The sequence below is a fragment of the Streptomyces sp. GESEQ-4 genome (genome assembly GCF_017948455.1).
In the GTDB taxonomy this organism is placed as follows: domain Bacteria; phylum Actinomycetota; class Actinomycetes; order Streptomycetales; family Streptomycetaceae; genus Streptomyces.
Genome location: NZ_JAFFSU010000012.1, coordinates 216,071 through 241,514 on the forward strand (window position 1 = coordinate 216,071; position 25,444 = coordinate 241,514).

Here is a 25,444-nt window from a genome sequence, read left to right on the forward strand (position 1 = left end):
GGGGTTCTCTTTCGGGAAAGGGGGTCAGCCCTTGTTGGCGCCGAGCGTGAGGCCGCTGACGAACTGCCGCTGGAGCACGAAGTACACGATCAGCGTCGGGATCGCGGTGAGCAGGGCGCCGGCGGCGACCAGGTTGGGGTCGGTGAAGTACGCCCCGGTGAGGTTGTTCAGCGCCGAGGTGATCGGCATGTTCTCGCCGGTGGAGATCAGGACGAGGGCCCAGAAGAAGTCGTTGTAGATCCAGATGGACAGCAGTGTGGCCAGGGCGGCCATCGCCGGGCGGCACAGCGGCAGCACGATCTGCCAGTACATGCGCCACACCGAGGCGCCGTCGACCAGCGCGGCCTCGGTCAGCTCGTGCGGCAGCGAGCGCATGTAGTTGCTGAGCACGAAGGCGCAGAAGCCGGACTGGAACGCGACATGGATGAGGACCAGGCCGAGCGCGGAGTCGTACAGCTTGCCGGACATGGTGATGCCGGGCAGGTCGATCAGCAGGTACAGCCGGTACAGCGGGGTGATGATGACCTGCTGCGGGAGCAGGTTGCCGGCCGTGAAGACGAGCAGCAGCGCGATGTTGAGGCGGAAGTCGAAGCGGCTGACGTAGAAGGCGACCATCGACGACAGGAACAGCGTCAACAGCACCGCCGGAACGGCGATGATCATCGTGTTGACGAAGTAGTGGCTCATGTCCGACTGCGTGAACGCGTTGGTGAAGTTGTCGAAGTTCAGCGTGTCCGGCCAGGACACGTATCCCTTCTCACTGGTCTCCGCGTAGGGCCGCATGGCCGAGTACAGCGCCCACGCCAGCGGTGCGAGCCAGGCCAGGGAGGCGCCCGCGAGGAAGAGGTGCAGCAGGATCCGGGCGGGGCGGACGGGCGTACGGGGCTTGGTCGCGACGGTGGTGCTCATGCGCGCCGCTCCTTCCGGAAGGTGGCCACCAGGTACGGAATGATCACGACGAGGGAGATCAGCAGCAGGACGACCGCGATCGCGGAGCCGTATCCGATGCGGCTGGACTCGCCGATGATGTTGTTGGTGACCAGGATCGAGAGCAGCTCGGTGCCCTCGGCGCCCTTGTTGAAGACGAAGACCAGGTCGAAGGCGCGCAGGGCCTCGATGATGGTGACGACGAGGACGACCGTGTTGGTGGGGCGCAGGGTGGGGAAGATGACGTTCTTGAACGTCTGCCACTCGTTGGCGCCGTCCAGTGCGGACGCCTCCCGCAGGGAGGGGTCGACGCCCTTCAGGCCGGCCAGGTAGAGGATCATCATGTAGCCGGTGTGGCGCCAGGACGCGGCGATGAGGATGGCCCACAGGTTGAGGTCCGGGTCGCCGATCCAGTCGATGTACTTGCCCGGCTCGTTGGCCCCGATGATGCTGTTGATCAGGCCGGTGTCGGGGTTGTAGATCAGCTGCCAGACGAAGCCGATCACGGCCATCGACAGGACGACGGGCAGGAAGAACGCCGTCTGGTAGACGCGGCTGAAGCGGATCTTCTTGTCCAGCTGCACGGCCAGGAACAGGCCGAGCGGCGTGGGGATCGCGATCAGCACGACGAACCAGATGACGTTGTGCTGGACGGCGGGCCAGAACTGCGGGTTCTGCTCGAACAGTTCCTTGAAGTTCTGCAGCCCGACCCACTGGATCGAGTCGAAGCCGATGCCGTCCCAGGTGGTGAAGGCCAGCGCGATCGAGGCGAACGCGGTGACCCAGACGAGGGCGATGTGCAGGATCGTCGGCAGACCCGCCATGAAACCGAGGGTGATCCGGTCACGGCGGGTGAGCAGACGGCGGTGGCCGTTCGAGGCCTTGGGCGCGGGGGCAACGCCCGGAGGCGGCACGGCGGCCGCCTCCGGGATCTCCTTGGTGGTCTCGGTTGTCATGACTGGGCGAAGATCGTCTTCTTCTGGCGCTCGATCGAGGACAGCAGGCTGTCGACGCCCTTGGGGTCACGGATGAACTTCTGCAGCGCGGGCTGCATCACGGTCGAGGTGAAGTCCGGGCGGCTGTCGCGGTCCATGAACTGCGTCAGGGACTTGGCGCCGGAGATCATGTCGTACGCCTTCTTCTGGATGGCGGTGTACGACGACGTGTCGGCCTTGCTGGAGGCGTGGACCACGCTCGGGTCGGACTTGAGGTAGATGTCCTCGGCGTCCGGGGTGCCCAGGTACTCGAGCAGCTTGACGGCCTCGGCCTTGTTCTTCGGGCTCTTGCTCATCATGAAGCCGTCGGTCGGCGCCTCGACGGTGTCCTGCCCGTGCGCCGGGTCGATCTCCGGGAAGGCGAAGAAGTCGAGGTCGTCGAGGGCGGCCTTGTCGGTGAACTGCTGCGCCACGAAGGTGCCCAGGATGTACATGCCGGCCTTCTTGGAGGCCAGGGTCTGGGCGGCGTCCTGCCAGGTGCGGCCGACGGCGCCCTCCTGGTGGTAGGGGAGGATCTCGGCCCACAGGTCGAAGACCTTGCGCACCTTGGCGTCGGTCCAGGACGCCTTGCCCGCCATCAGCTCGACATGGAAGTCGTAGCCGTTCTGGCGGAAGTTGATCTGGTCGAAGGTGCCGAGCGCGGGCCAGGCGTCCTTGTCGCCGAAGGCCATCGGGACCAGCTTGTCCTTCTGCATCTGCTTGCACAGCGCCACGAAGTCGTCCCAGGTGGTGGGGACTTCGTAGCCGTACTGCGCGAAGACGCTCTTCCGGTAGAAGACCGCCCAGGGGTACGTGTACAGCGGCACGAAGTAGTACTTGCCGTCCTCACCCTTGCTGAGCTTCTTCATCGCCTCGGGGAAGTTGGCCCCGATGGTCTGCCACACGTCGTCGATCGGGGTGGCGAGGCCCTTGGCCGCGAAGAACTGCATCCGGTACCCGGCGAACCAGGTGAACACGTCGTCCGGCGTGCCCTGGAGGTAGGAGTTGATCTGCTCCTGGAAGGTGTTGGAGTCCTTGGTGTTCACGTCGACCGTGATGCCGGACTTCTTCTTGTAGGCCGCGTAGATGTCGGCGAACGCCTTCTTCGGCACCGGGTCCGACGCCTTCGAGCCCAACGAGACCGACTTCGGATCGGCGGCCGTACCGCTGCCGCCGCACGCGCTGAGCAGGGGTATGCCGGCACCGAGCACGGCCGCGCCGCCTATGCCGCGCAGCAGGGTGCGGCGGGTGGGCGCGGGGAGGCTGAGGCCCGAGGGGGAGAGATCGTGCATGAACGGCTCCAGGGGTGAGGGTTCGACCATGAGCGAGCCGCATCGAGTTCCGTCGTAATCACTCAGAAACCAACTTGACCGAACATGGGTGGCGTAATAACAGCCGTATGTCCGGTCATGCGTCAAGGGTTTGCGGCCCCAGTTGTCGAAACGTAATCGACATCACCGGGCGCCTCTCAGAGCACACAAAGGGGGCGTACGGCCGCCGGTGCGGCTGTACGCCCCCTTGGAGACGTTGGAGACGGCCCTGACCTACTGGTACGCGGCGAACGCCTTCGAGAACGCGTGCTCGTCCTGGACGATCGAGCTGCACGTCGCGTCGGCGGCGGGCTTGGCGCCGCCCGGGCACTGCTTGTCGCGGGTCGCGGACCACATCGACAGCCAGCCGAGGCCCTTGGACTTGGCGAAGTTCACCAGCTGGGTGGCGTCCTCGACCTTGAAGATCTCGGTCACGACGTCGTTGACGCCGATCATCGGGGTGACGGCGACCGTCTTCCAGGCCGCGCTGTCGGAGAGCCCGAGGACGCTCTTGACCTGGGCCTGGGTGGCGGTGGCGGCCTGCTCGGCGTAGGTGCCCATGTCGTCGCTGTACGCCGGCCCGTAGTCCATCGCCATGATGTTGACCGTGGTGATGTCAACGCCGTTCTGCTTGGCGTCGGACAGGAGGTCGACGCCCGGCTGGGTCAGGCCCTCGGGCATGACCGGGAGGGTGTAAGAGACGTCCAGGTCGGGGTGGGCCTGCTGGAGCTTGGCGATGGCCTGGGCGCGACGCGTGTTCGCCGCCTTGTCCGGCAGCGCGCCGCCCTCCACGTCGAAGTCGACCTTGGTGAGCTTGTACGCGTCCACGACCTTGCCGTACGCCGCCGCCAGCGCGTCCGCCGACGAGCAGGTCGTGGCCAGCTCGGAGCCCGCCGCACCGCCGAAGGAGACCCGCACGTCGCCGCCCTTGGCCCGCAGGTCGCCGATCTGCGCGGCCACCGCGTCGCTCGCCAGGTCGCTCACGCCGCCCCACTTGGGGGTGCAGCCGCCGCCGTCGGTGATGAAGGCGAGGTTGTAGTCCTTCACGCCGGTGGCCTCGGCGGTGCCGACCAGGTCGAAGGCCGGGTAGAGGGAGGTGTCCACGTACGGGGCGAAACCGGAGCCGGCGGTGGTGCCGTTGCCGGTGCTCTCCGACGGGGACGCGGAGGGTGAGGCGGTGGCGGTCTCGGTGGGCTTGGCTGTCGGGGTCGGAGCCTGCGTGGGGGTGGAGGTCTGCGTCGGGCGTCCGCTCGGCTCGGGCGTGGCGCCCTCGTCGGCGGAGCACTTCGCGCCGTCCACCAGGCAGCCGGTCGGGGCGCCGGTGCCGTTGACGACGAAGCCGACGGTGACGGACTCGCCGGCCGCGAGGCCGTCCTTGTCCCAGGACGGCGGCTTCACGGTGACGCGCCGACCGCTCACGCTCGACTCGGCGTTCCAGAGGGAGCTGAGCTTGCTGCCGGACGGCAGGTCGAACTCCAGCGCCCAGTCGCTCTTCGCCTCACCGCTGTTGTTCGTGACGACGTACTGCGCGGTGTAGCCCGTCGACCAGTCACTGGTCTTGGTGTAGGCAGCGCCGACGCCGGCCGCCTGCGCGGTCCCGGTGAACAGGATCGCGCCACCGCCGGCCACGGCCGCCGCGACCAGGCCGCCGATCACCTTGTTCCTGCCACTGATCCTGCGCCGGTGCGTGCTGCTCATGCGCGTGCCTGCCTTCGCTGTTCAAGGGGGGTGGGGGTGCGGCAGCACGCTAGCGATCCGGAATCGGGCAAAGCGCCTGATCCGGACGGGGGTTGGGGATCTTAGGGCTCGCTTAAGGAGGGGATCGGGGACGGTTAAAGGTCAAGACCAATCCGGCCCCCTGGGGGCCGGGCCGACGAACGTTCACTTCACGGAAGCCGACCGCCTCCGCCGCCGTACCGTCCTCCCTCGATGCCCCCTGCGCTCCGGTGCCCGCCCGTCCAGCTGGATCCAGATCCGCACCTCCGTGCCGCCGAGCACCGAGGAGCCGATGCGCACGTCGCCGCCCGTCGACTCGGCGAGGCGCCGCACGATGTCCAGTCCGAGGCCGGTCGAGCCGGCGCTCCCCGAGCCGCGCCCGCGGGCCATCGCGGCCTCGGGGTCGATGATGCCGGGCCCCGCGTCGGAGACGAGCACGATCACCGCGTCCTCGCCGTTGTGCACGTCGACCGCGAACGCCGTGCCCTCGAGGGTGTGCCGGAAGACATTGCCGAGCAGGGCGTCCAGCGCGGCCGCCAGATCCGCCCGGGCCACGGGTATCCGCACCGGCCGGTCGACCCCGGCCACCCGCACCTTGCGCCCTTCGTCCTCGGCGAGCGCCGACCAGAACCCCATCCGCTCCCGCACCACCTCGGCCGCGTCGCACCCGGCCCCGGCACCGGGCGCCGCCGTCTGCGGCTTGGCCTCCCGCGCCGTCTGGATGATGGTGTCGACCTCCCGCTCCAACTGCGCGACGGCGGCCCGCGTCTGCTCGGCGGCGGGCCCGTCCCCGAGCGAGGCGGCGTTGAGCCGAAGCACGGTCAGCGGGGTGCGCAGCCGGTGCGACAGATCGGCCGCCAACTCCCGCTCATTGGCCAGCAGTTGTACGACCTGATCGGCCATGGAGTTGAACGCGACCGCCGCCAGTCGCAGTTCGGTCGGCCCCTCCTCCGGCACCCGGGAGCCCAGCTTCCCCTCCCCCAGTTCATGCGCACCCTCGACCAGCCGCTGCGCCGGCTGCACCATCCGTACGCCCAGCCGGTCGGCGACCGCGACCGAGCCGACGATGAGCGCGACGCCCACCGCGGCCAGTACGGCCCACGCCGTGTCGACGCCGTTCGTCACCTCGGACTCGGGGACGTACACCTCGACCACGGCGATCTCGCCGGAGCTCAGCGCGACCGGCTGCAGCAGCGTGGACCCGCCGGGCACCTCGGTGGTGGAGGCCCGGCCCAGCTTCCGCACGGTCGCGATGTCCTCGTCGGCGGCGCGCTGCTTGCCCAGGCCGACGGCGGCGGCACCGTCGGAGGCCGGTATGTGCACGGCCATCCCGGCATCCGAGCCCGCGGAGGCGACGACGCGCTCGAGCTGGTCACGGTCGGTGGTGATGGACAGCGCCGGGGCGACGGCCGCGGCCTCCCGCTCGGCGTTGGAGAACGCGCGGTCCCGGGCCATCTCCTTGATGACGAGGCCCAGCGGCACCGCGAAGGCGACCACGACCATGGCGGTGACCGCCAGCGAGACCTTGACCAGCGCCCACCTCATGGCTCCACCGCCCACCTCATGGCTCCACCCCTGGTGGCTCCAGCTTCACGCCGACCCCGCGCAGGGTGTGCAGATAACGCGGTCGCGCCGCCGTCTCCCCCAGCTTCCGGCGCAGCCACGACAGATGGACGTCGATGGTCTGGTCGTCGCCGTACGACTGCTGCCACACCTCGGCGAGCAGCTCCTTGCGCGGCACGACGACACCGGGCCGCCCGGCCAGGAAGGCGAGCAGGTCGAACTCGCGCCGGGTCAGGTCGAGGCGTACGCCGTCCAGCTCGGCCTGGCGGCGCAGTGGATCCACGGTCAGCCCGCCGACGCGGATCACGGTGTCCGGGGGCGCCTCCCCCGCCGCGGCACGGGACCGCCGTAGCACCGCGGCCATCCGGGCGGAGAGATGGTCGACCGAGAACGGCTTGGTCAGGTAGTCGTCCGCGCCCGCGTTCAGCAGCCGGACGATCTCCGTCTCGTCGTCCCGCGCGGTGGCGATGATCACCGGGACATCGGTGATGCCGCGCAGCATCTTCAGCGCCTCGGACCCGTCCAGATCGGGCAGACCGAGGTCGAGAATGACCACGTCGAAACGGAAATGGGCGACCTCGCGCAGCGCCTCGAGCGCGGTGCCGACGCTGCGCACGGTGTGCGCGGCATCGGTCAGATGCCGGATGAGGGCCGAGCGCACGAACTGGTCGTCCTCGACCACGAGCACACTTGCCATGCGCCGCACCGTACGCCATGCGATGGACACCGGTCCGGCGCCTGTGGATAACTCCAGGCGGTGCGCATCCGGGCGACACCGGTGGGACGCGTGAGGCAGTATGGCGCGCGATGCGCAGAGGTCTCATACACGTACTCGCGTGGACGCTCGCCACGGGCGCGGCGGTCACGCTGTCGTGGTGGGGTGTCCACACGGTGATGGCGGGCACGGCCTACGACCCGCCGCGCGCCCTCCCCATCACGTCCGGCGACGCGACCACGCAGGAGTCGAAGCCGCTGGCATCCTCTACGGCACGGACGCGGACTCCGTCGAGCGAGCCGCCGTCGACGCCGACGCCGACGCCGCGTGGGACGCCCTCGACGACACCGACGCGGGAGCCCAGCCCCTCTCCCACCGCCTCCGGCCGGGTCAAGAGCTACGACACCGAGGGTGGGCGGGCGGTCTTCGACCTGGGTGAGAGTTCCGCGACGCTGGTGTCGGCTTCGCCGGCCGCGGGGTGGTCGATGCAGGTGTGGAAGACGGAGACGTGGATTCGGGTGGAGTTCGCGCAGGGGGCGGATCGGGTGTCGGTGTTCTGTACTTGGCACGACAGTGCGCCTCGGGTGGACATCGGGACGTATTAGCTCCGCGGTGGGTCGTGTGTCGTCTGCGGGTGCGTTGTGGCTGGTCGCGCAGTTCCCCGCGCCCCTGACGGGGCGCTATTGCACCGGCGTTTTCAGCGGAAGACCGATGGTGGTGGGGCCGGGGACGCTACCGCCGCCTCGTCCGTCACCGGTGTGGCTCCGCCGGTGAAGTCGGTCAGGGGCTTGCCGTGTTCGACTCTGCCTGGATGGGGGTCGGAGGCGGCTCGGCGGGTCAGTTCGGGGATCGGGAGGGGGTGGTCGGAGGCTACGAGGATTGCGTTGCCGAACCGTTTTCCCCGCAGCACGGTCGGGTCGGCCACGAGTGCCAGCTCCGCGAAACGGGCGGACGCGGTGGCGATCTGGCCCCGGAGGTGGGTCAGCGGCGGGCCGTCCGCGAGGTTGGCGGCGTACCAGCCACCCGGCCTGAGCGCTCTGCGTACCTCGTCGAGGAACTCCGTCGAGGTGAGGTGGGCGGGCGTGCGGGCCCCGCTGTACACGTCGGCCACGATCAGGTCGGCCCACCCGTCGGGCACCTTGGCCAGCCCCTCCCGCGCGTCCACGGACCGCACCCGGATACGCGTCCCCGGCTCCAACGGCAGCTGCCTGCGCACCAGTTGTACGAGGGTGGCGTCCCGTTCGACTACCTGCTGGGTCGACCGGGGGCGGGTGGCCGCGACATAGCGGGCCAGCGTCAGCGCCCCACCGCCGAGATGCACGACGTGAACGGGGCTGCCGGGTGGGGCGACGAGATCGACGACGTGGCCGAGCCGCCGCTGGTACTCGAAGGAGAGATGGGCGGGGTCGTCCAGGTCCACATACGACTGCGGCGCCCCGTCGATGAGCAACGTCCAGCCCCGGCTGCGATCCCGATCCGGTATGAGCTCGGCCAGCCCCCCGTCCACAGCCTCGACGACAGCCGCGTCACCCACACCCCGCCGCCGCGAGTTCCTGGACTTTCCCATTGCCCCATTATCGAGGCACCCGCCCCCGCCCGCCCCAGCTGCGGGCACCGCACGTCACCGACAGTTGTCCGCCGCCTCGATCAACCGAGCCGCCTCCCCCAGCGCCGCCCGCAGCACCGCGGGATCCGTCGCCAGGTCGGCCTCGCCGGGGGGCAGCAACCAGTCCGACCCCTCCACCGGCGGCTCGGGGTTCAGACACGACCCCCGCCCGTCCGTCTCCGTACACGTACTCCCCGGGACGTCCCACCCCGCCGCCGTCCCAGCCGGGACCACGAACCCCAGGGTGTCGCAGCCGTCGTCGTGCAGCACCGGCCCCACCGAGTCCCCGGCCCCCCGCCGCAGGATGTCGACCGCCTCCAGCCCCTGCCGAGCGGGCACCGTCACCAGGTCGCACCCGTCCGCGTCGGCGGCGAACGGCGTCGCGCTGCTCTCCGGGGTCGGTGCATGCCGCGCCGTCGTCACCGGAGCACTCGGCACACACGCCTCGACGCTCTGACTGGTCTCCATCCCGGCCTGCACCACGGAACCCCTCCTAGGGCGAGCGGGTCGGGAGTCGGGCGGCTCCCGGTCCACAGAGTCCAACGCGTCGCCGCGTCAACGGCTACGCGAGAAGTCAGCCGCAAAGGATGGCAGTTCATGGCAGATCACGGATGAGATATCCGGTTTGTAGCCAAACACCGCGTGGTGGCTCCGACACAGCAGGTACGTTCTTGCCCGCCGGACACAGGGGTGCCTCACGGACAACCAGCCCTATATCCGGCATGGTTCGACGGTTCGCACGAGAGGACCCGGCCATGGCGTCGTCCGAAGTGACCTCGTCTCAGTCTCCCCGGCCACCGCGGCCGAATCTCGCGTTCCGGCAGTTGCGCGCCCAGCGCTCGCCGGCCGAGTTCGCCGCGGCGGTCCGGCGAGCCGCCCGCGAGATCGGTGAGCGGGTCAGCTGTGACGCGCGCTACATCGGTCGAGTCGAGGCGGGTGAGATCCGCTGCCCCAACTACGCGTACGAGCGGGTGTTCCTGCACATGTTCCCCGGCCGCACGCTCACCGACCTGGGCTTCGCGCCCCGCGCATCCGTACGCGGACGCGGGGCGCGAAACCCCGAGGACGCGCCCCCCTTGCACACCACAAGCCCGGCGTACGAACCCGGTGAGACGGAGGGGGCGTACGAGCCGTATGACCCGCAGAAGCCCTACGAGACGCACGAGAACCACGAGGAGAGCGACGTGCTACGTCGCGCATTCATGACCGGCGGTGGCGCCACGGTGGCCGCCGCCCTGGGCCCCATCGGGCTCGCCGTCGACGCATCGGCCGCCCAGCGCCCGGCCCGCCGCTCCGGAGCGGGCGAGGCGGACGCCCTGGAGGAGGCCGTGCGCAGAATCCGGCTGCTCGACGACCGGCACGGCGCGGACGGCCTCTACCAGCGCGCGGCGGCCCCGCTGCGCGCCGCATACGCGCTGCTCGACGCCGGAGCGACCCGGCAGAAGACCGCGGACCGCCTCCACTCGGGCGCCGGTGAGCTGGCCATCTCGGTGGGCTGGCTGGCCCATGACTCGGGCCGGTTCGACGACGCGCGCTCGCACTACGCGGAGGCGCTCGCGACCGCCCGGATGTCCGGCGATCCCGGCCTCGAGGCGCACGCCTTCTGCAACACGGCGTTCCTCGCGCGGGACGCGGGACGGCCGAGGGAGGCGTTGCGCGCCGCGCAGGCCGCGCAACGCGTCGCACGCCCGCTGGGCTCCGCACGCCTGATGTCGCTGCTCGCACTGCGTGAGGCGGGCGGCTGGGCGGGGCTCGCCGACCGCACCGGCTGCGAGCAGGCACTGGCCCGCGCCCAGGCCCTGTACGACCGCGGCCCCTCGGAGGACGACCCCGAGTGGATGAGCTTCTACGGCGAGGCCGAACTGGAGGGCCTGGAGGCGCAGTGCTGGTCCACCCTGGGCGACTGGCCCCGCGCGGCCCGCCACGCCCGGCGTGCGGCCCAGCTCCAGGACCGGCACTTCACCCGCAACATCGCCCTGTACACCGCCGAACTGGCCGACGACCTCGCCCGCGGCGGCCACCCCGACGAGGCGGCCCTGGCCGGCATGCGCGTCCTGGATCTCCTCAACGAGGTCCAGTCGTCCCGGATCCAGACGATGCTGGCGGGAACCGCGCGCGTGCTGCTCCCGCACCGCCGCGCCTCGGATGTGTCGGCCTTCCTGGAGCGGCACGCGTCCCTCCCGCGTACGGCATGAGCGGTCCCGCAGGCCCTACCCGCCCAGGTGCCCCAGGTCGTTCCAGCTCTCGATCGCCGGCTCGCCGTACGCCCACCCGAGCACCGACAGCGACGTGGGATTGAGCCGTATCCGGGCCGCGAAATCGAGCGGCAGGCCCAGCCATCGCGCGCCGATGGACCGCAGGATGTGCCCGTGGGCGAAGACCAGCACATCCCGGTCCGCCGCCCGCGCCCAGGCGACGACCTCGTCCGCTCGGGCCGTCACCTCGGCGAGGCTCTCCCCGTCGGGCACCCCGTCGCGCCAGATCAGCCAGCCGGGCCGGCCGGACTGGATCTCGTCGGGCGTCATGCCCTCGTACGCGCCGTAGTCCCACTCCATGAGCACGTCCCAGGCACGCGCGCGTTCCCCCAACCCGGCCAGTTCGCATGTCTCACGCGCGCGTGCCAGGGGGCTGGTGCGCACCTCGACGCCGGGGAGACCGTCGTACGGTGCCCGGTGCAGCCGCTCGCCGAGCAGTTTGGCGCCGCGGCGGCCCTCCTCGAGCAGAGGGACGTCGGTCCTGCCGGTGTGTCTGCCGGACAGCGACCAGGCCGTCTGTCCGTGTCTGGCCAGCAGGATGCGCGGTGCCATGGAAGACCTTTCCAGAGGGATTCCATGAGGAATCGAGGGATTCCATGAGGATTCGAGTGGGACCCCTTCATCATCGCCTACGGCACACACGGGCAACCCGCCGGGCGATCTCTGCGTCTATCAGGGCCGGGGGCGCCACTCGGGGGCTCGCGCATACACCGTAAAGTGGCACGTCCGGAGCGCCGGGGCCGCGCGACGAGAAGGGGGAGGGCGATCGGATGCCGCACGCCGAGACGCTGGGCACCGAGGCAGCCCTACGGCCCCGCCCGCGCTGGTGGACCGAACTGCCGCTGATTGTGCTGGTGTACGCCTGCTACTCCGGGGGCCGGCTGCTCGTCGGGGGCGATGTCTCCAAGGCCGTCGACCACGGCCTGGCGATCCTGAAGATCGAGAAGGTCCTCCATCTCAACGCGGAGCATCCGCTCAACCGCCTGTTCACCCGCGAGCCCTGGATCGGCGTCCCGGCCGACTTCTGGTACGCGTCGCTGCACTACGCCGTCACGCCCGCGATCCTGATCTGGCTCTTCCGGTCCCGTTCCCGGCACTACCGCGCGGCCCGCACCTGGCTGATGACGTCCACCTTCATCGGCCTGATCGGCTTCACGCTGCTGCCGACCTGTCCGCCCCGTCTGCTCGACGCGAGCCACGGCTTCGTCGACACGATGGCGCAGTACAGCTCGTACGGCTGGTGGGGCGGCGACGCGAGCGCGCCGAAGGGGCTGGGCGGCCTGACCAACCAGTACGCGGCGATGCCGAGCCTGCACTGCGGCTGGGCGCTGTGGTGCGGCGTGATCCTCTGGCGGTACGGCGGGACGCGTCTGACCAAGGTCGCCGCCGTCGTCTACCCGCTGGTGACGACGATCGTGGTGATGGGCACCGCGAACCACTACTTCCTCGACGCGGTCGCGGGCGCGGCCGTCATGGGCGCCGGGTTCCTGCTGACGCCGTACGTGTTGCGGGTCGCCGGCCTCGTCCGGACCCGGCTGACGGCGCGGGTCGTGCCCGTCACAGCGGGCACTGTCGACGCACCCGCCTCAATTGTCAGTGGCGGATGCCAGACTTCCACGGGTGAGCGACTTCCACGGCAGCGCGAGTCCCGGTTCGGATCCGGAGCCGAGCCGAGTGCCGTCCCCCAGGACGCGGGGGACAGCACTCCGGCACCGGCTCGCTGAGCTGCGCGGCCCCGACGTACCGGCCAAGGCACTGGACGCCCGTGCCCTGGCCGCACTCGCCGCCAACCCCGGCTGCAAGCGGCGCGCGATCCTCGACGGCGCCGGGGTGGACAAGGCGGCGCTGGCGAGCGCGCTGGGCGCCCCGTCGGCCTTCGGGCAGTCGCAGTTCGCGTTCGTCCGGGGCAACGCGTTCGAGGCGAAGGTCAAGGCCGACGGCGGCGCGGAGCTGCTGCGGCTGGTGCACGAGAAGCTGGACCGAGGCGCCGAACCGCCCGCACGCGCGCACGTGCCCGACCTGTCCGCGATCGGCCCCGAGGGGCGGTCCGCGCGTACGGCGCTGGCGCTGCGCGAGGCCGTGGAAGCCGGTGACTGGACGCTGCTCGACCATCCGATGCTCGCCCTCGACGTCGCCGGGTCGCCCGCCTTCCTGGAGCCGGACGCGGTGGTCGTGCACCCGGACGGCAGCTGGACGGTCGTGGAGATCAAGTCCTTCCCCATGCTGGACGGCTCGGCGGACCCGGCGAAGGTGGGCGCGGCGGCCCGCCAGGCCGCGGTGTACGTCCTGGCACTGGAGCAGGTCGCGGCCCGCCTCACCCCCGCCCCGCGCGTACGCCATCGGGTGCTGCTGGTCTGCCCGAAGGACTTCTCCAACCTGCCCACGGCGTCCGCCGTCGACGTGCGCAAGCAGCGCGCGGTGACCGGCCGCCAGCTGGCCCGGCTCACCCGCATCCAGGACATCGCCGACGCGCTCCCGGAGACCACCTGCTTCTCCCCCGAGCTGCCCGTCGGCGAGCTGACCGCGGCCGTCGAGTCGGTTCCGGCGACCTACGCGCCCGAGTGCCTGTCCGCCTGTGAGCTGGCCTTCCACTGCCGTGACCGCTCCCGCGCGGCCGGCGCGGTGACCTCCCTGGGCCGTTCGGTACGGGCCGAGCTGGGCGGGCTGACGACAGTCGGGGACGTGCTCGCGGCGGCCCGCGGCGAGGCCGGCGACCCGGACGACCCGGCGGTGGCGGCGCTGCGCCGGGCGGCGGAGCTACGGGCCGAGGCGCTCGACCGGCGCGTAGGGGAGGCCGCCCCGTGTCGCTGATCTCCACCCTCGCCCGTCTCGAAGCCGTCGCCACCGGTCACGCCCAGCCCGCCGCCACGGTCCGGCACCGGCATCTGTCCGACCACCCCCTGGTCTTCGTGCCGCTCACCACGGCCGGTGAGGCCGGCGCCCCGCTCGGCGCGCTGGTGGGCACCGACCGGGACGCGCCGCGCCTGCTGGTCGTACCGCAGCCACGCGACCGCGACCTGAGGTTCGCGTTCCTGGCGGAGCTGGCGGATGTCGTGCTGCCGTATGTCGACGGGTACGCCGAGGCGGTCGAGGCCGCCGAGCGCTCCGAGACGGACCCCGAGACCGGCAAGCGGGTCAAGGTCGAGGTCGAACTGTGCGCGGACGCCCCGCAGTTGATCGTCCCGAGCCGCGCGGGCGTCGATTTCGTACGACTGCTCGGACGCTCCATGCGCTTTCGGCGCACGGCGGAGCAGGACCCGGAGACCCCGTATCCGGCGCCGCCCCGGGTTCCGCTGCTCGGCCGGTGGCTGACCCACTTCGGGGAGCGGGCCCGCGTGCCCGGCTCCTCGCTGCTGCTGGCCATGACGGACGTGCTGGCCCGGCACTGGGAGACCGGCCAGTCCAGCCTCGAGGACCAGCACCTCGGCGCGCTGCTCGCGTGGATCGACCCCCCGGAGGGCGAGCAGGGAGCCGAGGCCGCCCTGCGGGCCGAGCTGGCGCGGGACCGGCAGGGCCAGCTGCTGTGCCCGCCCGCCGGTCCGGCCACCGACCCGGCGTTCGACAACAGGCTGCTCGCGCCCGCGATCGAGCGCTACGACCGTGCGCGCACCGCCCTCGCCGCCGCCGAGGACGGCCTGCAGGCGGACGACCGGCTCGGTGAACTCACCGCCGCCGAGCGGGAGATCCGCGATCTTGTGCTGAGCCGTACGCTGCCCACCTGGCAGAAGGTCTGGCAGGGCCTCGACCTGCTGCGCGCCCTGCCCACCGGCGCGCACATCGAGGAGCGGTGGACGCGCGACCGCTGGTCCTTCACCGCCCACCGCGACCGGATCGTGGCCGGCGAGCCCCCGCAGCCGCGCCGCGACGACGCGGTCACCGCGGCCAACAAGCTCGCCGCGCGCGAGCGGGAGCAGGCCCGTCTGGAGGCCCAGGAGGCGCTCGACGACCCGCTGGTGATGGCCGGGCGGCGGCTGTCCGGAGAGGCGTTCGCGGGCGAGGTCACGGATGTCGTCATGGCGTACAGCGAGAGCAAGCGCCCCAGCCCGCGCCCGCTGATCACGGTCCGCACCGGCGACCGGCCGCATCTCGGTGAGCGGGTCAGGGTGTACCGGTCGCTGGGCGGGAAGCCGCAGGCGGCGGAGTTCGTCGAGCGCGCCGGGGACGACCTGATCGTGCTGCGGATCGTCGACAAGATGGGCCGCGGCAAGGTGCCGGAGGAAGGTTCGGTGCCGGACAAGGGCGACGCGGTCTGCTTCACGCTCTTCGAGCACGAACAGCGGGGCGGCGCCAAGCTGCCCGATCCCGAGCAGACCCCGTGGACCCATGGCGGGCCGCCCGGCGAGGCGGTCCTCCCCGAGGCTGACCCGATGACCGCGGAGGACGTGCTGTGACGGCCCAGGCCGCTTTCGACCCGGGTGCGGAGGCCGCCCGCGCGACCGACGCGATCCTCGCCGACACCCTGCACGGCACCCATCGGGGCGTCGTCGTCGACTCCCCGCCCGGTGCCGGCAAGTCCACGCTCGTCGTCCGTGCGGCGCTGGAACTGGCCGATGCCGGGCGCCCGCTGATGGTCATCGCGCAGACGAACGCCCAGGTCGACGACCTGGTGCTGAGACTCGCCGAGAAGAACCCCGAGCTGCCGGTCGGCCGGCTGCACAGCAGCGACACCGACCCGTACGACAAGGCGCTGGACGATCTGCCGCAGGTACGGAAGTCCGCGAAGGCCGGCGAGCTGACCGGCCTCCCGGTCGTGGTCTCGACGGCCGCCAAGTGGGCGCACGTCAAGGTCGACGAACCGTGGCGGCACGCGATCGTCGACGAGGCGTACCAGATGCGCTCGGACGCGCTGCTCGCCGTGGCCGGGCTGTTCGAGCGGGCGCTGTTCGTGGGCGACCCGGGGCAGCTGGACCCGTTCTCGATCGTGGGCAGCGAGCAGTGGGCGGGCCTGTCGTACGACCCGTCCGGCTCCGCCGTGACCACCCTGCTCGCCCACAACCCCGAGCTGCCGCAGCACCGCCTCCCGGTGTCCTGGCGGCTCCCGGCGTCCGCGGCGCCCCTGGTGTCGGACGCCTTCTACCCGTACACACCGTTCCGCAGCGGCACGGACCACGGCGACCGGCGGCTGACCTTCGCGGTCCCCTCGGACGGCTCCGGCCCCGACCGGGTGATCGACGAGGCGGCCGCGTCGGGCTGGGGCCTGCTGGAGCTGCCCGCCCGGCGCACCCCGCGCACCGATCCGGAGGCGGTACGGGCCGTCGCGACGGTCGTACGACGACTGCTGGACCGGGGCGGTGCGGCCACGTCGGAGCGGTCGGACGGCCCGGCGCCCCTGACCGCCGACCGGATCGCGGTCGGCACGGCACACCGGGACCAGGCGGCGGCGGTACGGGCAGCACTCGGCGATCTGGGCGTCGCCGACGTCACGGTCGACACCGCGAACCGACTCCAGGGCCGCGAGTACGACGTCACGGTGATCCTTCACCCCCTGTCAGGCCGCCCCGACGCGACCGCCTTCCACCTGGAGACCGGACGACTCTGCGTCCTCACCTCCCGCCACCGGCACGCCTGCATCGTGGTCTGCCGGGCCGGGGTGAGCGACCTGCTGGACGAATATCCGTCGACCGAGCCGGTACAACTGGGGACGGTCGTGAAGTTCCCTGACGGCTGGGAGGCGAACCACGCGGTGCTGGCGCACCTGGCCGAGCGGCGGGTGGCGTGGCGGCCGTGACCGGCTCCCGGGCAGCGCACCAGCAAGCGCCGCAGACGACGCCGCCCACCGCCGGACGGAGTCCGGCACGCCGCCGGAGGCGGCCAACGAATACAGCGCCTGTGCCGGTGCCATGTGCCGGGGGCCCACTTGCGGAGGCGCGAGACAATGGACGGTGGCCCGCTCCACAGGCCGGTCGTCCATGACGTACGAGGAGGAGACAGACATGGCGGAGCCCACGCCGCGTCGGAACGAACCGCGGCTACGCCCCGCGCCACTGCTCTTCGAGCCCGCGCAGGTGGCGGACGATCCGGAGCACTTCTTCGATCTGGAGTCGATCGAGGATCCGCGCGCGTTGCTGGCGCGGGCGACAGAGCTGACGCAGGCGTTTCGGGCGGCTACGGACCGTGCGGTGGAGTTTCAGGCGATCGCGGCCGCGCAGTTGGCCGACCCTCGGCGGTTCGATCGGCTGACGGCGGCGGATATCGCTGAGCGGGCCGAGTGGACCGAGGACTACGCGAAGAAGATGGTCGAGTTCGGGCGGGATCTCTTGCGGGGGGTTGCCGGGGACGGGCGAGGTACTGCGGATCCGGTGTGAGTGACGTGAACGCCGGCTGGTGCGGGCCGGGGGTGGGTCGCGCGGCCCGGCGCTGACGGGTGCCGCCTACGCCCACCCGCGTCACCCCTGCCGGCATATGCCAGGCGGGCAAGATACTCCCTCCCGTTGCTCTCTGTCCCCGTTTCCGGCAACCCTCCGGGACTGGCTGCTCACCGGCGGTAGATCTGGACGGTATGAGCAGCAGCACCCGCAATGAGACGTTGTCCGATCGATTCGACGTATCCGGTGTCACCGCGGACGGTGCGGCGTGGCTGGCGTCGGCCGGTGTGTACCCGCGGAGCGCTCTCGCACTGTGGGAGGAGCGGCCGGACGCGCCGGTCGTGCTGCCGTGCGGTACCGCCTTCGATGTCGTGAGCGTGCCCGCGGTCTTCGGGCGGCAGATGCTGGACCGGTTGTGGGACGAGGGACCGGGGTCCGGGCCGGTCGCGGTGTTCCGGGGGCGGATGCTGCTGTTCGCCGGGCCGGGAACGGCACACCGGCTGCCGTCGCTGCTGGACTGGGAGGAGTGGGCCGGCCGTACCGGCGGAATCCCGCCACTGCTCTGCCACGGCCATGGCGACGCCGTAACCCTCCCCGCACCCCTCGGCGCGGTCGGCCTCCACTCCCGCTGGCTCGTCGCCCCCGACACCCGTCACCCCTGGCTGCCGGGGCCGGAAATCCTGCTGTGGGCGGCCGTGCGGGCGGCCCGGACCACCGTACGGATATCGATTTTTCCTCCCGCCGATCAGGGTGCTAAGGTCTACGACGTCAGCAGGCGCCGCTAGCTCAGTTGGTTAGAGCAGCTGACTCTTAATCAGCGGGTCCGGGGTTCGAGTCCCTGGCGGCGCACCGACCGGAAGGCCTCTCACTCAGGTGGGAGGCCTTTTGCGTGCCCCCCAAAAAAAACACAACCGACGGGGATCACGCCCTCGTGATTCTCACCGTCCACGCCCCCGCCGCCGTCCGCCCCTCCACCTCCACCCTGACCCCTTCGCCCGGCACGGTGAAGGTCTCGCCGAGGGCGACCGGGGCGTCCGCGAGGGGTGGGTAGACGGAGTTCGCCCAGCAGGCCTCGGTGCGGGGGTGGGCGTCGATGACCTGGATCGGGCCGCCGCCGGACGCCTCGCCGCTGCGGACGCGGTAGACGAGGATGCCCTGGCGGCAGGCCGTCGCGTCGTTGCCGACGGGGCCACGGGCCTCGAAGGCGAGGGCCGTGTCGGCGCCGGTGCGGACGATGGCCACCTTGGTGCCGTTGCCCAGGCCGAAGGACGGGGCGCCCGCGGCGCCGGTCGCCGGGTCATCCGGGCCCGCCGCGAGCGGCTCCAGGGTCAGCCGGGTGGGCCCGCTGCCCTGCACGCATCTCACCTGACGGCCGTCCAGCCAGCCCAGCTTCCACTTGTGCCAGCCGAACAGGTCGGGTGCCAGGCCGAATTGGCTGCCCATCAGGTCCCAGTCGCCGACATAGGTGTCCCAGTCGCCCTCGTCGTCCGTCGGCCGGTGGTACAGGTCGGGCAGGTCGAAGACATGCCCGGTCTCATGGGCCAGGACCAGCCGGTCCGGCGGGTGCTGTTCGAAGACCGTGACGACGCGGCGCAGGTCTGTGCCGTCGGCGCGCAGCGGAGTCTCCAGGTTGACGACCTTCGTCGCGTCCGAGTCGACGCCGGGGGCGTGCGGATCGGCGACGAAGTAGACGATGTCGTAGCGGGAGAAGTCGACGTGCGGGTCGGCCACCCGCATGGCGTCGCGCAGGAACGCCGCCCGGTGCGCGGAATTCCAGTCGCGCTGTATGGCGTACGACCTCGACGAGTGCGGCATCCGGAGCCAGTGCCGGAGCGGGTGCGGGCGCAGGGTGAAGCGGCCGTAGGAAGAGCGTTCGAAGAAGCGGCTGGTGACCGGGAAGTGGTCGGCGGTCAGTTCGGCGGGGGTGGTGAGCGGGGCGGAGTCCGGGAAGGACAGGAACACCATCACCGCGTCAAGCCGGCGGGCCGGGCGCGGGTAGGCGGCGTTCCAGGTGTCGACGCCCTCCGAGTGATGGGCGTCGGTGCGGTGCAGGGCGCACGAGGCCGGCGAGAAGGGCTCGGCGACCGAGGGGCCGGTGATCAGGGAGGTCGCGGCGAGCGCGGACATCGTGGTGAACACCGCGGCCGTACTGCGCAGTCGGGGCCGCGCCGCCGCCCAGCCGAACCCTCGGCGGACCCCATGGGTGAGTCCGGTGAGGGAGAGCTGACGTGGCACGGGCACCTCCGGGTGCGGTTCGCGGGACACCGCATCCAGCCTGTGCGAGATTGTCGTATTACGTCCTGTTTGTCTGGCCCAGATGAGTGAGATACCCGAGAGACCGTCAGAAGAGAGGACCAGTGGCAACAGCCGAAGCCGACACCCCCGAATCGCTCACGGAACGTCACATGCGATCGGGGGCCCGAAGAACCCGCCCATGTGCGGGCAGAAACGATCTGCCAGAAAGGCCGGTCCGTCGGGGACACTGGACTGTGGCTGGAAGGGCCCGGGGCCAGCCTCTATGATCGGCACACTTTCCAGCCCGGACACGGCCCGGAGGCCTTCCTCCCCGGACGGCCATCCCGACGAGACCCATCCGAAGATCGAGTGCACTGCGGGAGCGAGCGGTGAGCGGAACGTCCGAAGGGCCGGCGCCCACGGCAGATCTCATGCAACTTGCCGTCACAGAGAGTGATGAAATGTTGTCGTCCGGCACCACCCCGGACACTCTGACCCCACCAGTCGACTTCCGTTCCGCGTTCTCCGCGGCCCCGCTCGCGATGGCCGTGGTCGACCGCGAGGGCCTGGTCGTCAGCGCCAATGAAGCGCTCGGCGCTCTACTCGGCGCGCAGGCAGAGGTGTTGACCGGCAAACTGGCCGCCGATCTGGTGGACCTGGCGTCCGACGCCCGTACCTGGCACGCGTATCGCGAGGTGCTGCGCGGGCGGCAGGCGCGGCTGCGCTGTACGCGTCGAATCAAGCATCCCGACGGGCAGGCGGTGTGGGTGCAGGTCACGGTCGGGCCGCTGCCGGACCGGGCCGAGGCGGTGCTGCTGTCCGTCTCCGACATCAGTGCCCGGCGTGAACTCCAGGCGCGGCTGCGGCACTTGCAGATGCACGACCCGGTGACCCGGCTGCCCAACCGCACGCTGTTCTTCGAGCGTCTGTCGTCCGCGCTGGAGGCGGATGCGTACGCCGAGGGCGGCACCGGACGGATCGGGTTGTGCTACCTGGATCTCGACGGCTTCAAGGCGGTCAACGACACGCTCGGCCACCGGGTCGGTGACCGGCTGCTGGCCGCCGTGGCGGAGCGCCTCAATCGCTGTGCGGACGACGCCGGTTACGCCAGAGCGAGCGCGCCGCTGGTGGCGCGGCTCGGCGGGGACGAGTTCGCCCTGCTGGTCGAGGACTCGACCGGTACCGAGCAACTCGCCGATCTGGCCGAGTCCGTACTGCGGTCCCTGCAGGCGCCGTTCGACCTGTCCGGGCAGCGGCTGTCCGTCTCGGCGTCGATCGGAGTGGTGGAACGCCGGGCCGCCGGGACCACGGCGACCGGTCTGATGCAGGCCGCCGACACCACGCTGTACTGGGCGAAGGCCGACGGCAAGGACCGCTGGACGCTGTTCGACCCGGAGCGCAACGCCCACCGCATGACCCGCCAGGCCCTGGCCTCCACCCTCCGCCCGGCCATCGAGCGCGGTGAATTCACCCTCGAATACCAGCCGTTGGTGGGCATGGAGGACGGACGGCTGCGCGGGGTCGAGGCGTTGGTCAGATGGAACCATCCACAGTTCGGCGTACTGACGCCGAATCGGTTCATCGGATTGGCGGAGGAGGACGGTTCGATCGTTCCGCTGGGCCGCTGGGTGCTCGCCACGGCCTGCCGGCAGGCGCGGCGCTGGCAGGTGGAGCACCCCGACGAGCCCCCGCTGTTCGTCAGCGTCAATGTGGCGGTCCGCCAGGTCTGGGACTCGGACCTGGTGGCGGACGTGGCCGAGACGCTGGCGGAGACGGGACTCGCGCCGCATCTGCTCCAGCTCGAACTCACCGAGTCCGCGGTGATGGGCTCGGCGGGCCGCCCCCTCCAAGCGCTCCAGGCGCTCAGCGAGATGGGCGTGGGCATCGCGATCGACGACTTCGGCACCGGCTACTCGAACCTGGCCTACCTCAGCCGGCTGCCGGTGTCGGTGCTGAAGCTCGACGGGTCGTTCGTACGGGGTTTCCAGTACGACAGCACCGACAGCACCGCCGACAAGGCCGTCGCGCCCAACCCGGCGGACGAGGTCATCGTCGAGGCGATGATCCAGCTCGCCCACCGGCTGGGGCTGACCGTCACGGCGGAGTGCGTGGAGACGTCGGCGCAGGCCACCCGGCTCAGGCACATCGGCTGCGACACCGGGCAGGGGTGGCTGTACTCCCGTCCGGTGTCGCCGGATCGTATCTCCGAGCTACTGGCCCCGCCGGAGGTTCAGGCGACGGTCGGCAACCCGTAGGCGTCCGCGATGAGTTCGTAGCTGCGGACGCGGACGGCTCCGTCGTGGGCGTGCGAGGTGAGCATCAACTCGTCGGCCCCGGTGCGCTTTTGGAGGTCGTCGAGGCCGGCGCGGACCTCGTCGGCGGTGCCGTGGATGATGTTGGAGTTCCAGGAGCCGATGAACTCCCGCTCCATGGGGCTGAATTCGTGGGCCTCGGCTTCCTCTGGGGTGGGGACGAGGCCGGGACGTCCGGTGCGCAGGCGGATCATGTTCAGGGCGCCGGCCATGACCTGGCGGCGGGCCTCCTTCTCGTCGTCGGTGGCGAGCGCGGAGACGCCGATGAGGGCGTAGGGCTCGGCCAGGAGCGCCGACGGCTGGAAGGACTCGCGGTAGATCTCCAGGGCCGGGATCGTGTTCTGCGCGGAGAAGTGGTGCGCGAAGGCGAAGGGCAGGCCGAGGGCGGCGGCGAGACGGGCGCTGAAGCCGGAGGAGCCGAGCAGCCAGACCGGGGGGCGGTGCGGGGACTGGACGCCGCCGGGGCTGGTCGCCTGGACCGGGCCGGGGACGGCGTGGATCCGGCGGTAGGGGTGGCCGTCGGGGAAGTCGTCGTCCAGGAAGCGGACCAGCTCGGCGAGCTGCTGGGGGAAGTCGTCGGCGCCCTCGTTGAGGTGGTCCGTGCGGCGGAGGGCTGCCGCGGTGGCGCCGTCCGTGCCCGGGGCTCGGCCGAGGCCCAGGTCGACGCGGCCCGGCGCCATCGCCTCCAGCGTGCCGAACTGCTCCGCGATGACGAGCGGGGCGTGGTTCGGGAGCATCACGCCGCCCGAGCCGAGGCGGATGCGGCTGGTGTGGGCGGCCAGATGGGCGAGGATCACGGCCGGCGACGAGGAGGCCACGCCCGGCATGGAGTGGTGCTCGGCGACCCAGTAGCGGTGAAAGCCGCGCTTTTCGGCGAGGCGGGACAGCTCGACGCTGGTACGGAGGGCCTCGGTGGCGGTGTGTCCCGCACCGACGGTCACCAGGTCCAATACGGAGAGGGCGGTGGGGGCCGTGCCCTGCGCTGTGCCCCGTATCTCGTCTGCCGTCACGGTGAAGCCTCCTGTGTTGATGCCGTGCGCTGTCCGCACGGGAACAACAGGAGGCTGTCTCCGCTTATTCCCGAGGGTTGTTCCGAGGGCCGGCGCCTCCTGCCTCGTAGAGCGCATGCGCCGCCCGCAGCACCACATCGTCCCGGTGCCGTGCCCCCACGATCTGCATCCCGATCGGCAGCCCCTCCGCGTCCGTCCCCACCGGCACCGTCGCCGCCGGCTGCTGGGTCATGTTGAACGGGTAGGTGAACGGCGTCCAGCCGGTCCACCGCCGGTGGCCCGACCCCTTGGGCACCTCGGCGCCCGCCTCGAACGCGGTGATCGGCAGGGTCGGCGTGACCAGCAGGTCGTACGACTCGTGGAACTGACCCATGCGGCGCCCGAGTTCCATGCGGACGTCGACGGCGGCGAGGTAGTCCAGCGCGCTGTAGCGGGCGCCGAGGGTGCAGATCTCTCGGAGTCCGGGATCGAGCAGCTCGCGCTGGTGCGGCCCGAAGTGCTGGGTCACGCGGGCCGCGCCGCTGAACCACAGGGTGTGGAAGGCGTCCACCGGGTCGGTGAAGTCGGGGTCGGTCTCCTCGACGTACGCGCCGAGCCCGGCCAGGCGTTCCACGGCCCGCCGTACGGCCGCGGCGACCGCGGGACGGACCGCCACCTGGCCGCCCAGCGCGGGCGAGTACGCGACCCGCAGGCCGCGGACGCCGCCCGCGAGGGCCTGGACGAAGGAGGTGGTCGGTGCGAGCGCCGACCAGTCCCGGGCGTCGGGGCCGCCGATCACGTCCATCAGCAGCGCCGCGTCAGCCGCGTCCCGCGTCATCGGCCCGACGTGCGCCAGCGTGCCGAAGGCGCTCGCGGGATACAGCGGCACCCGTCCGTACGTCGGTTTCAGCGCGAAGATCCCGCAGAAGGCGGCCGGGATACGGACACTGCCGCCGCCGTCCGTGCCGAGCGACAACGGCCCTGCGCCCAGCGCCACGGCCGCCGCGCTTCCGCCGCTCGAACCGCCCGCGGTGCGCGAGGTGTCGTGGGGATTGCGGGTCACCCCGGACAGCGGTGAGTCCGTGACGCCCTTCCAGCCGAACTCGGGCGTCGTGGTCTTCCCGAGGAACACGGCACCGTGCTCGCGCAGCCGGGCGACGGAGGGGGCGTCCTCGTCCCAACGGCCGTCCGGATCAATAGCCTTGGAGCCCTTGAGCGTCGGCCCGCCCCGCATCAGCAGGATGTCCTTCACCGTCACCGGCACCCCGTCCACCAGCCCGGCCGGCTCCCCGCGCCGCCACCGCCGCTCCGACTCGGCGGCCCGCGCGAGCGCGTCCTCGGGGTCGAGGCGTACGAACGCGTTGACGACCGGCTGCAGTTGCTCGGCGCGTTCCAGGGCCGCGCGGGTCGCCTCGACGGGGCTGAATTCGCCCTTTCGGAAGCCGTTGACGAGTTGTACGGCGGTCAGCTCGGTGAGCTCCGACATGCAGCAACCTCCAGGGACGTCAGCGTCCGGGTACGTACCCGCGCTTCTTGTCGACCACGTTCAGCAGTGATCTGCCCGCCTCCCAGCGTTCGTACAACTCCAGGAACTGCCGGCCCAGTTCGTCCCGCCAGCCGATCGTGTCGCCGCTCATGTGCGGGGACACGATCAGGCCGGGCAACTGCCACAACGGGCTGTCGGGAGTGAGGGGTTCGTGCTCGAAGACGTCCAGGGCGGCGCCCGCGATCCACCGCTTGGCCAGCGCCTCGGCGAGCGCGTCCTCGACGACCAGCTGGCCGCGGCCGACGTTGATGAAGCGGGCGGAGGGCTGCATCATGCCGAAGCGGCGGGCGTCGAACATGCCGTGCGTCTGCTCGGTGAGCGGCGCGGCGGCGATCACCCAGTCGGCGCGGGCCATCAGCCGGTCGAGGTCTTCGGGGCCGTGGACGCCGGTGCGCGAGGTGCGTCCGACGAGCGCGGTCGTCACTTCGAGGGCCTTGAGGGTACGGGCGATCGTCCGCCCGATCGGGCCGGAACCGACGATGCACGCGCGCGTGCCCGCGACCCGCTGTGACTCGCGGTGGCGCCACTCCCGGGCGCGTTGGAGCTCCCACGTCCGCGGCAGATCCTTGGCCATGGCGAGGACGAGCGCGGCGACGTACTCGGCGATGGGCTGGTCGAAGATGCCGCGCGCGTTGGTGACCACCGTGTCGGACTCGGCCAGTTCCGGGCACATCAGATGGTCCACGCCCGCGCTCGCCGTGTGCACCCAGCGCGGGCGCGGTCCCCCGCCCGGCCAGGCCTCGCGCACGGCGTGCGAGGTGAAGTCCCAGACCAGGAGCACGTCGGCGTGCGGGAGGCGCTCGGCGAGGGTCGCGGGTTCCGCGTGTTCGATGCGCGCGCGGCCGGTGAGGCGGCCGAGGCGGGGCGGTGGCTCGGCGTCGAGGACGAGGAGGGTGGGGGCGGACGGGGATGAGGTCATTCGGGGGCCGTTTCTCGGCGTCTTCTCAACGATTTCTCGGCGATGACAGTCGTCTGACGTGGGCGGTGATGT

The 25,444-nt window shown here is 71.3% G+C and carries 22 protein-coding genes and 1 tRNA gene; 10 read left to right on the forward strand and 13 right to left on the reverse strand.

Annotation, left to right across the window (positions count from 1 at the left end; all coding sequences use genetic code 11):
- Positions 1 to 24: 24 nt before the first annotated feature.
- The 6 genes from KCH48_RS23895 to KCH48_RS23920 form a co-directional block, all read right to left on the reverse strand.
- On the reverse strand, positions 25 to 909 hold the full coding sequence (locus KCH48_RS23895; RefSeq protein ID WP_210576743.1) for a carbohydrate ABC transporter permease: 885 nt from the start codon (positions 907 to 909) through the stop codon (positions 25 to 27).
- Complete coding sequence (locus tag KCH48_RS23900) at positions 906 to 1,883, reverse strand: carbohydrate ABC transporter permease (RefSeq protein WP_210576744.1); 978 nt, start codon at positions 1,881 to 1,883, stop codon at positions 906 to 908. The genes KCH48_RS23895 and KCH48_RS23900 overlap by 4 nt, the downstream gene beginning before the upstream one ends.
- Positions 1,880 to 3,193, reverse strand: a complete 1,314-nt coding sequence (locus tag KCH48_RS23905) for an ABC transporter substrate-binding protein (protein ID WP_210576745.1) — start codon at positions 3,191 to 3,193, stop codon at positions 1,880 to 1,882. The genes KCH48_RS23900 and KCH48_RS23905 overlap by 4 nt, the downstream gene beginning before the upstream one ends.
- A gap of 252 nt (positions 3,194 to 3,445) precedes the next feature.
- Positions 3,446 to 4,909 carry a cellulose binding domain-containing protein gene (locus KCH48_RS23910; protein ID WP_210576746.1) on the reverse strand — a complete coding sequence of 488 codons (1,464 nt, stop codon included), beginning with the start codon at positions 4,907 to 4,909 and terminating at the stop codon, positions 3,446 to 3,448.
- Positions 4,910 to 5,092: 183 nt separating this feature from the next.
- Positions 5,093 to 6,472, reverse strand: coding sequence for a HAMP domain-containing sensor histidine kinase (locus KCH48_RS23915; protein ID WP_210576747.1), 1,380 nt, complete (start codon positions 6,470 to 6,472; stop codon positions 5,093 to 5,095).
- Positions 6,473 to 6,488: 16 nt separating this feature from the next.
- Positions 6,489 to 7,187, reverse strand: a complete 699-nt coding sequence (locus tag KCH48_RS23920) for a response regulator transcription factor (RefSeq protein ID WP_210576748.1) — start codon at positions 7,185 to 7,187, stop codon at positions 6,489 to 6,491.
- 110 nt (positions 7,188 to 7,297) lie between these two features.
- Between KCH48_RS23920 and KCH48_RS23925 the strand changes: the two genes are divergently transcribed.
- Complete coding sequence (locus KCH48_RS23925; RefSeq protein ID WP_210576749.1) at positions 7,298 to 7,810, forward strand: hypothetical protein; 513 nt, start codon at positions 7,298 to 7,300, stop codon at positions 7,808 to 7,810.
- A gap of 92 nt (positions 7,811 to 7,902) precedes the next feature.
- Here KCH48_RS23925 and KCH48_RS23930 read toward each other — a convergent pair whose 3' ends face one another.
- Positions 7,903 to 8,772 carry a spermidine synthase gene (locus tag KCH48_RS23930; protein ID WP_210576750.1) on the reverse strand — a complete coding sequence of 290 codons (870 nt, stop codon included), beginning with the start codon at positions 8,770 to 8,772 and terminating at the stop codon, positions 7,903 to 7,905.
- A gap of 54 nt (positions 8,773 to 8,826) precedes the next feature.
- Entirely contained in the window at positions 8,827 to 9,294 is a 468-nt protein-coding gene (locus KCH48_RS23935) for a hypothetical protein (protein WP_210576751.1), read from the reverse strand.
- A 272-nt stretch (positions 9,295 to 9,566) separates the two neighbouring features.
- Here KCH48_RS23935 and KCH48_RS23940 point away from each other — a divergent pair, with 272 nt between their 5' ends.
- A complete protein-coding gene (locus KCH48_RS23940; RefSeq protein ID WP_210576752.1) occupies positions 9,567 to 11,006 on the forward strand; it encodes a hypothetical protein in 1,440 nt (479 codons plus the stop codon).
- A 15-nt stretch (positions 11,007 to 11,021) separates the two neighbouring features.
- Here KCH48_RS23940 and KCH48_RS23945 read toward each other — a convergent pair whose 3' ends face one another.
- A complete protein-coding gene (locus KCH48_RS23945) occupies positions 11,022 to 11,618 on the reverse strand; it encodes a histidine phosphatase family protein (protein ID WP_210576753.1) in 597 nt (198 codons plus the stop codon).
- 218 nt (positions 11,619 to 11,836) lie between these two features.
- Here KCH48_RS23945 and KCH48_RS23950 point away from each other — a divergent pair, with 218 nt between their 5' ends.
- The 7 genes from KCH48_RS23950 (at position 11,837) to KCH48_RS23980 (ending at position 18,220) form a co-directional block, all read left to right on the forward strand.
- Positions 11,837 to 12,790 carry a phosphatase PAP2 family protein gene (locus tag KCH48_RS23950; RefSeq protein ID WP_210576754.1) on the forward strand — a complete coding sequence of 318 codons (954 nt, stop codon included), beginning with the start codon at positions 11,837 to 11,839 and terminating at the stop codon, positions 12,788 to 12,790.
- A complete protein-coding gene (locus KCH48_RS23955; RefSeq protein ID WP_210576755.1) occupies positions 12,741 to 13,877 on the forward strand; it encodes a hypothetical protein in 1,137 nt (378 codons plus the stop codon). Before KCH48_RS23950 ends, KCH48_RS23955 begins: the two co-directional genes overlap by 50 nt.
- A complete protein-coding gene (locus tag KCH48_RS23960) occupies positions 13,868 to 15,457 on the forward strand; it encodes a hypothetical protein (protein WP_210576756.1) in 1,590 nt (529 codons plus the stop codon). Before KCH48_RS23955 ends, KCH48_RS23960 begins: the two co-directional genes overlap by 10 nt.
- On the forward strand, positions 15,454 to 16,794 hold the full coding sequence (locus tag KCH48_RS23965) for an AAA domain-containing protein (RefSeq protein WP_210576757.1): 1,341 nt from the start codon (positions 15,454 to 15,456) through the stop codon (positions 16,792 to 16,794). Before KCH48_RS23960 ends, KCH48_RS23965 begins: the two co-directional genes overlap by 4 nt.
- A 205-nt stretch (positions 16,795 to 16,999) precedes the next feature.
- On the forward strand, positions 17,000 to 17,371 hold the full coding sequence (locus tag KCH48_RS23970; RefSeq protein ID WP_210576758.1) for a hypothetical protein: 372 nt from the start codon (positions 17,000 to 17,002) through the stop codon (positions 17,369 to 17,371).
- Between the two features lie 194 nt (positions 17,372 to 17,565).
- Positions 17,566 to 18,156 (forward strand): bifunctional DNA primase/polymerase, encoded by a 591-nt coding sequence (locus KCH48_RS23975; protein ID WP_210576759.1) that lies wholly within the window; start codon positions 17,566 to 17,568, stop codon positions 18,154 to 18,156.
- Positions 18,147 to 18,220, forward strand: a tRNA-Lys gene (locus KCH48_RS23980). The genes KCH48_RS23975 and KCH48_RS23980 overlap by 10 nt, the downstream gene beginning before the upstream one ends.
- 72 nt (positions 18,221 to 18,292) lie before the next feature.
- Here the strand turns inward: KCH48_RS23980 and KCH48_RS23985 are convergent.
- Positions 18,293 to 19,636 carry a M6 family metalloprotease domain-containing protein gene (locus KCH48_RS23985; RefSeq protein WP_307840925.1) on the reverse strand — a complete coding sequence of 448 codons (1,344 nt, stop codon included), beginning with the start codon at positions 19,634 to 19,636 and terminating at the stop codon, positions 18,293 to 18,295.
- A 359-nt stretch (positions 19,637 to 19,995) separates the two neighbouring features.
- On the opposite strand from KCH48_RS23985, the gene KCH48_RS23990 reads away from it, so the two are divergent.
- Positions 19,996 to 21,861, forward strand: a complete 1,866-nt coding sequence (locus KCH48_RS23990) for a bifunctional diguanylate cyclase/phosphodiesterase (RefSeq protein ID WP_210576760.1) — start codon at positions 19,996 to 19,998, stop codon at positions 21,859 to 21,861.
- Here the strand turns inward: KCH48_RS23990 and KCH48_RS23995 are convergent.
- The 3 genes from KCH48_RS23995 to KCH48_RS24005 all read right to left on the reverse strand — a co-directional run bounded on the left by KCH48_RS23995 (position 21,837) and on the right by KCH48_RS24005 (position 25,372).
- Positions 21,837 to 22,928 (reverse strand): LLM class flavin-dependent oxidoreductase, encoded by a 1,092-nt coding sequence (locus tag KCH48_RS23995; RefSeq protein WP_210576761.1) that lies wholly within the window; start codon positions 22,926 to 22,928, stop codon positions 21,837 to 21,839. The genes KCH48_RS23990 and KCH48_RS23995 overlap by 25 nt on opposite strands.
- A 64-nt stretch (positions 22,929 to 22,992) precedes the next feature.
- Entirely contained in the window at positions 22,993 to 24,393 is a 1,401-nt protein-coding gene (locus KCH48_RS24000; protein ID WP_210576762.1) for an amidase, read from the reverse strand.
- Between the two features lie 19 nt (positions 24,394 to 24,412).
- Positions 24,413 to 25,372, reverse strand: a complete 960-nt coding sequence (locus KCH48_RS24005; protein WP_210576763.1) for a D-2-hydroxyacid dehydrogenase — start codon at positions 25,370 to 25,372, stop codon at positions 24,413 to 24,415.
- Positions 25,373 to 25,444 lie beyond the last annotated feature (72 nt).

Bases quoted from the DNA above. Each gene is read 5' to 3' on its own strand.
- KCH48_RS23895 (WP_210576743.1), bottom strand. From the start codon at position 909: ATGAGCACCACCGTCGCGACCAAGCCCCGTACGCCCGTCCGCCCCGCC.
- KCH48_RS23900 (WP_210576744.1), bottom strand. From the start codon at position 1,883: ATGACAACCGAGACCACCAAGGAGATCCCGGAGGCGGCCGCCGTGCCG.
- KCH48_RS23905 (WP_210576745.1), bottom strand. From the start codon at position 3,193: ATGCACGATCTCTCCCCCTCGGGCCTCAGCCTCCCCGCGCCCACCCGC.
- KCH48_RS23910 (WP_210576746.1), bottom strand. From the start codon at position 4,909: ATGAGCAGCACGCACCGGCGCAGGATCAGTGGCAGGAACAAGGTGATC.
- KCH48_RS23915 (WP_210576747.1), bottom strand. From the start codon at position 6,472: ATGAGGTGGGCGCTGGTCAAGGTCTCGCTGGCGGTCACCGCCATGGTC.
- KCH48_RS23920 (WP_210576748.1), bottom strand. From the start codon at position 7,187: ATGGCAAGTGTGCTCGTGGTCGAGGACGACCAGTTCGTGCGCTCGGCC.
- KCH48_RS23925 (WP_210576749.1), top strand. From the start codon at position 7,298: ATGCGCAGAGGTCTCATACACGTACTCGCGTGGACGCTCGCCACGGGC.
- KCH48_RS23930 (WP_210576750.1), bottom strand. From the start codon at position 8,772: ATGGGAAAGTCCAGGAACTCGCGGCGGCGGGGTGTGGGTGACGCGGCT.
- KCH48_RS23940 (WP_210576752.1), top strand. From the start codon at position 9,567: ATGGCGTCGTCCGAAGTGACCTCGTCTCAGTCTCCCCGGCCACCGCGG.
- KCH48_RS23945 (WP_210576753.1), bottom strand. From the start codon at position 11,618: ATGGCACCGCGCATCCTGCTGGCCAGACACGGACAGACGGCCTGGTCG.
- KCH48_RS23950 (WP_210576754.1), top strand. From the start codon at position 11,837: ATGCCGCACGCCGAGACGCTGGGCACCGAGGCAGCCCTACGGCCCCGC.
- KCH48_RS23970 (WP_210576758.1), top strand. From the start codon at position 17,000: ATGGCGGAGCCCACGCCGCGTCGGAACGAACCGCGGCTACGCCCCGCG.
- KCH48_RS23975 (WP_210576759.1), top strand. From the start codon at position 17,566: ATGAGCAGCAGCACCCGCAATGAGACGTTGTCCGATCGATTCGACGTA.
- KCH48_RS24000 (WP_210576762.1), bottom strand. From the start codon at position 24,393: ATGTCGGAGCTCACCGAGCTGACCGCCGTACAACTCGTCAACGGCTTC.
- KCH48_RS24005 (WP_210576763.1), bottom strand. From the start codon at position 25,372: ATGACCTCATCCCCGTCCGCCCCCACCCTCCTCGTCCTCGACGCCGAG.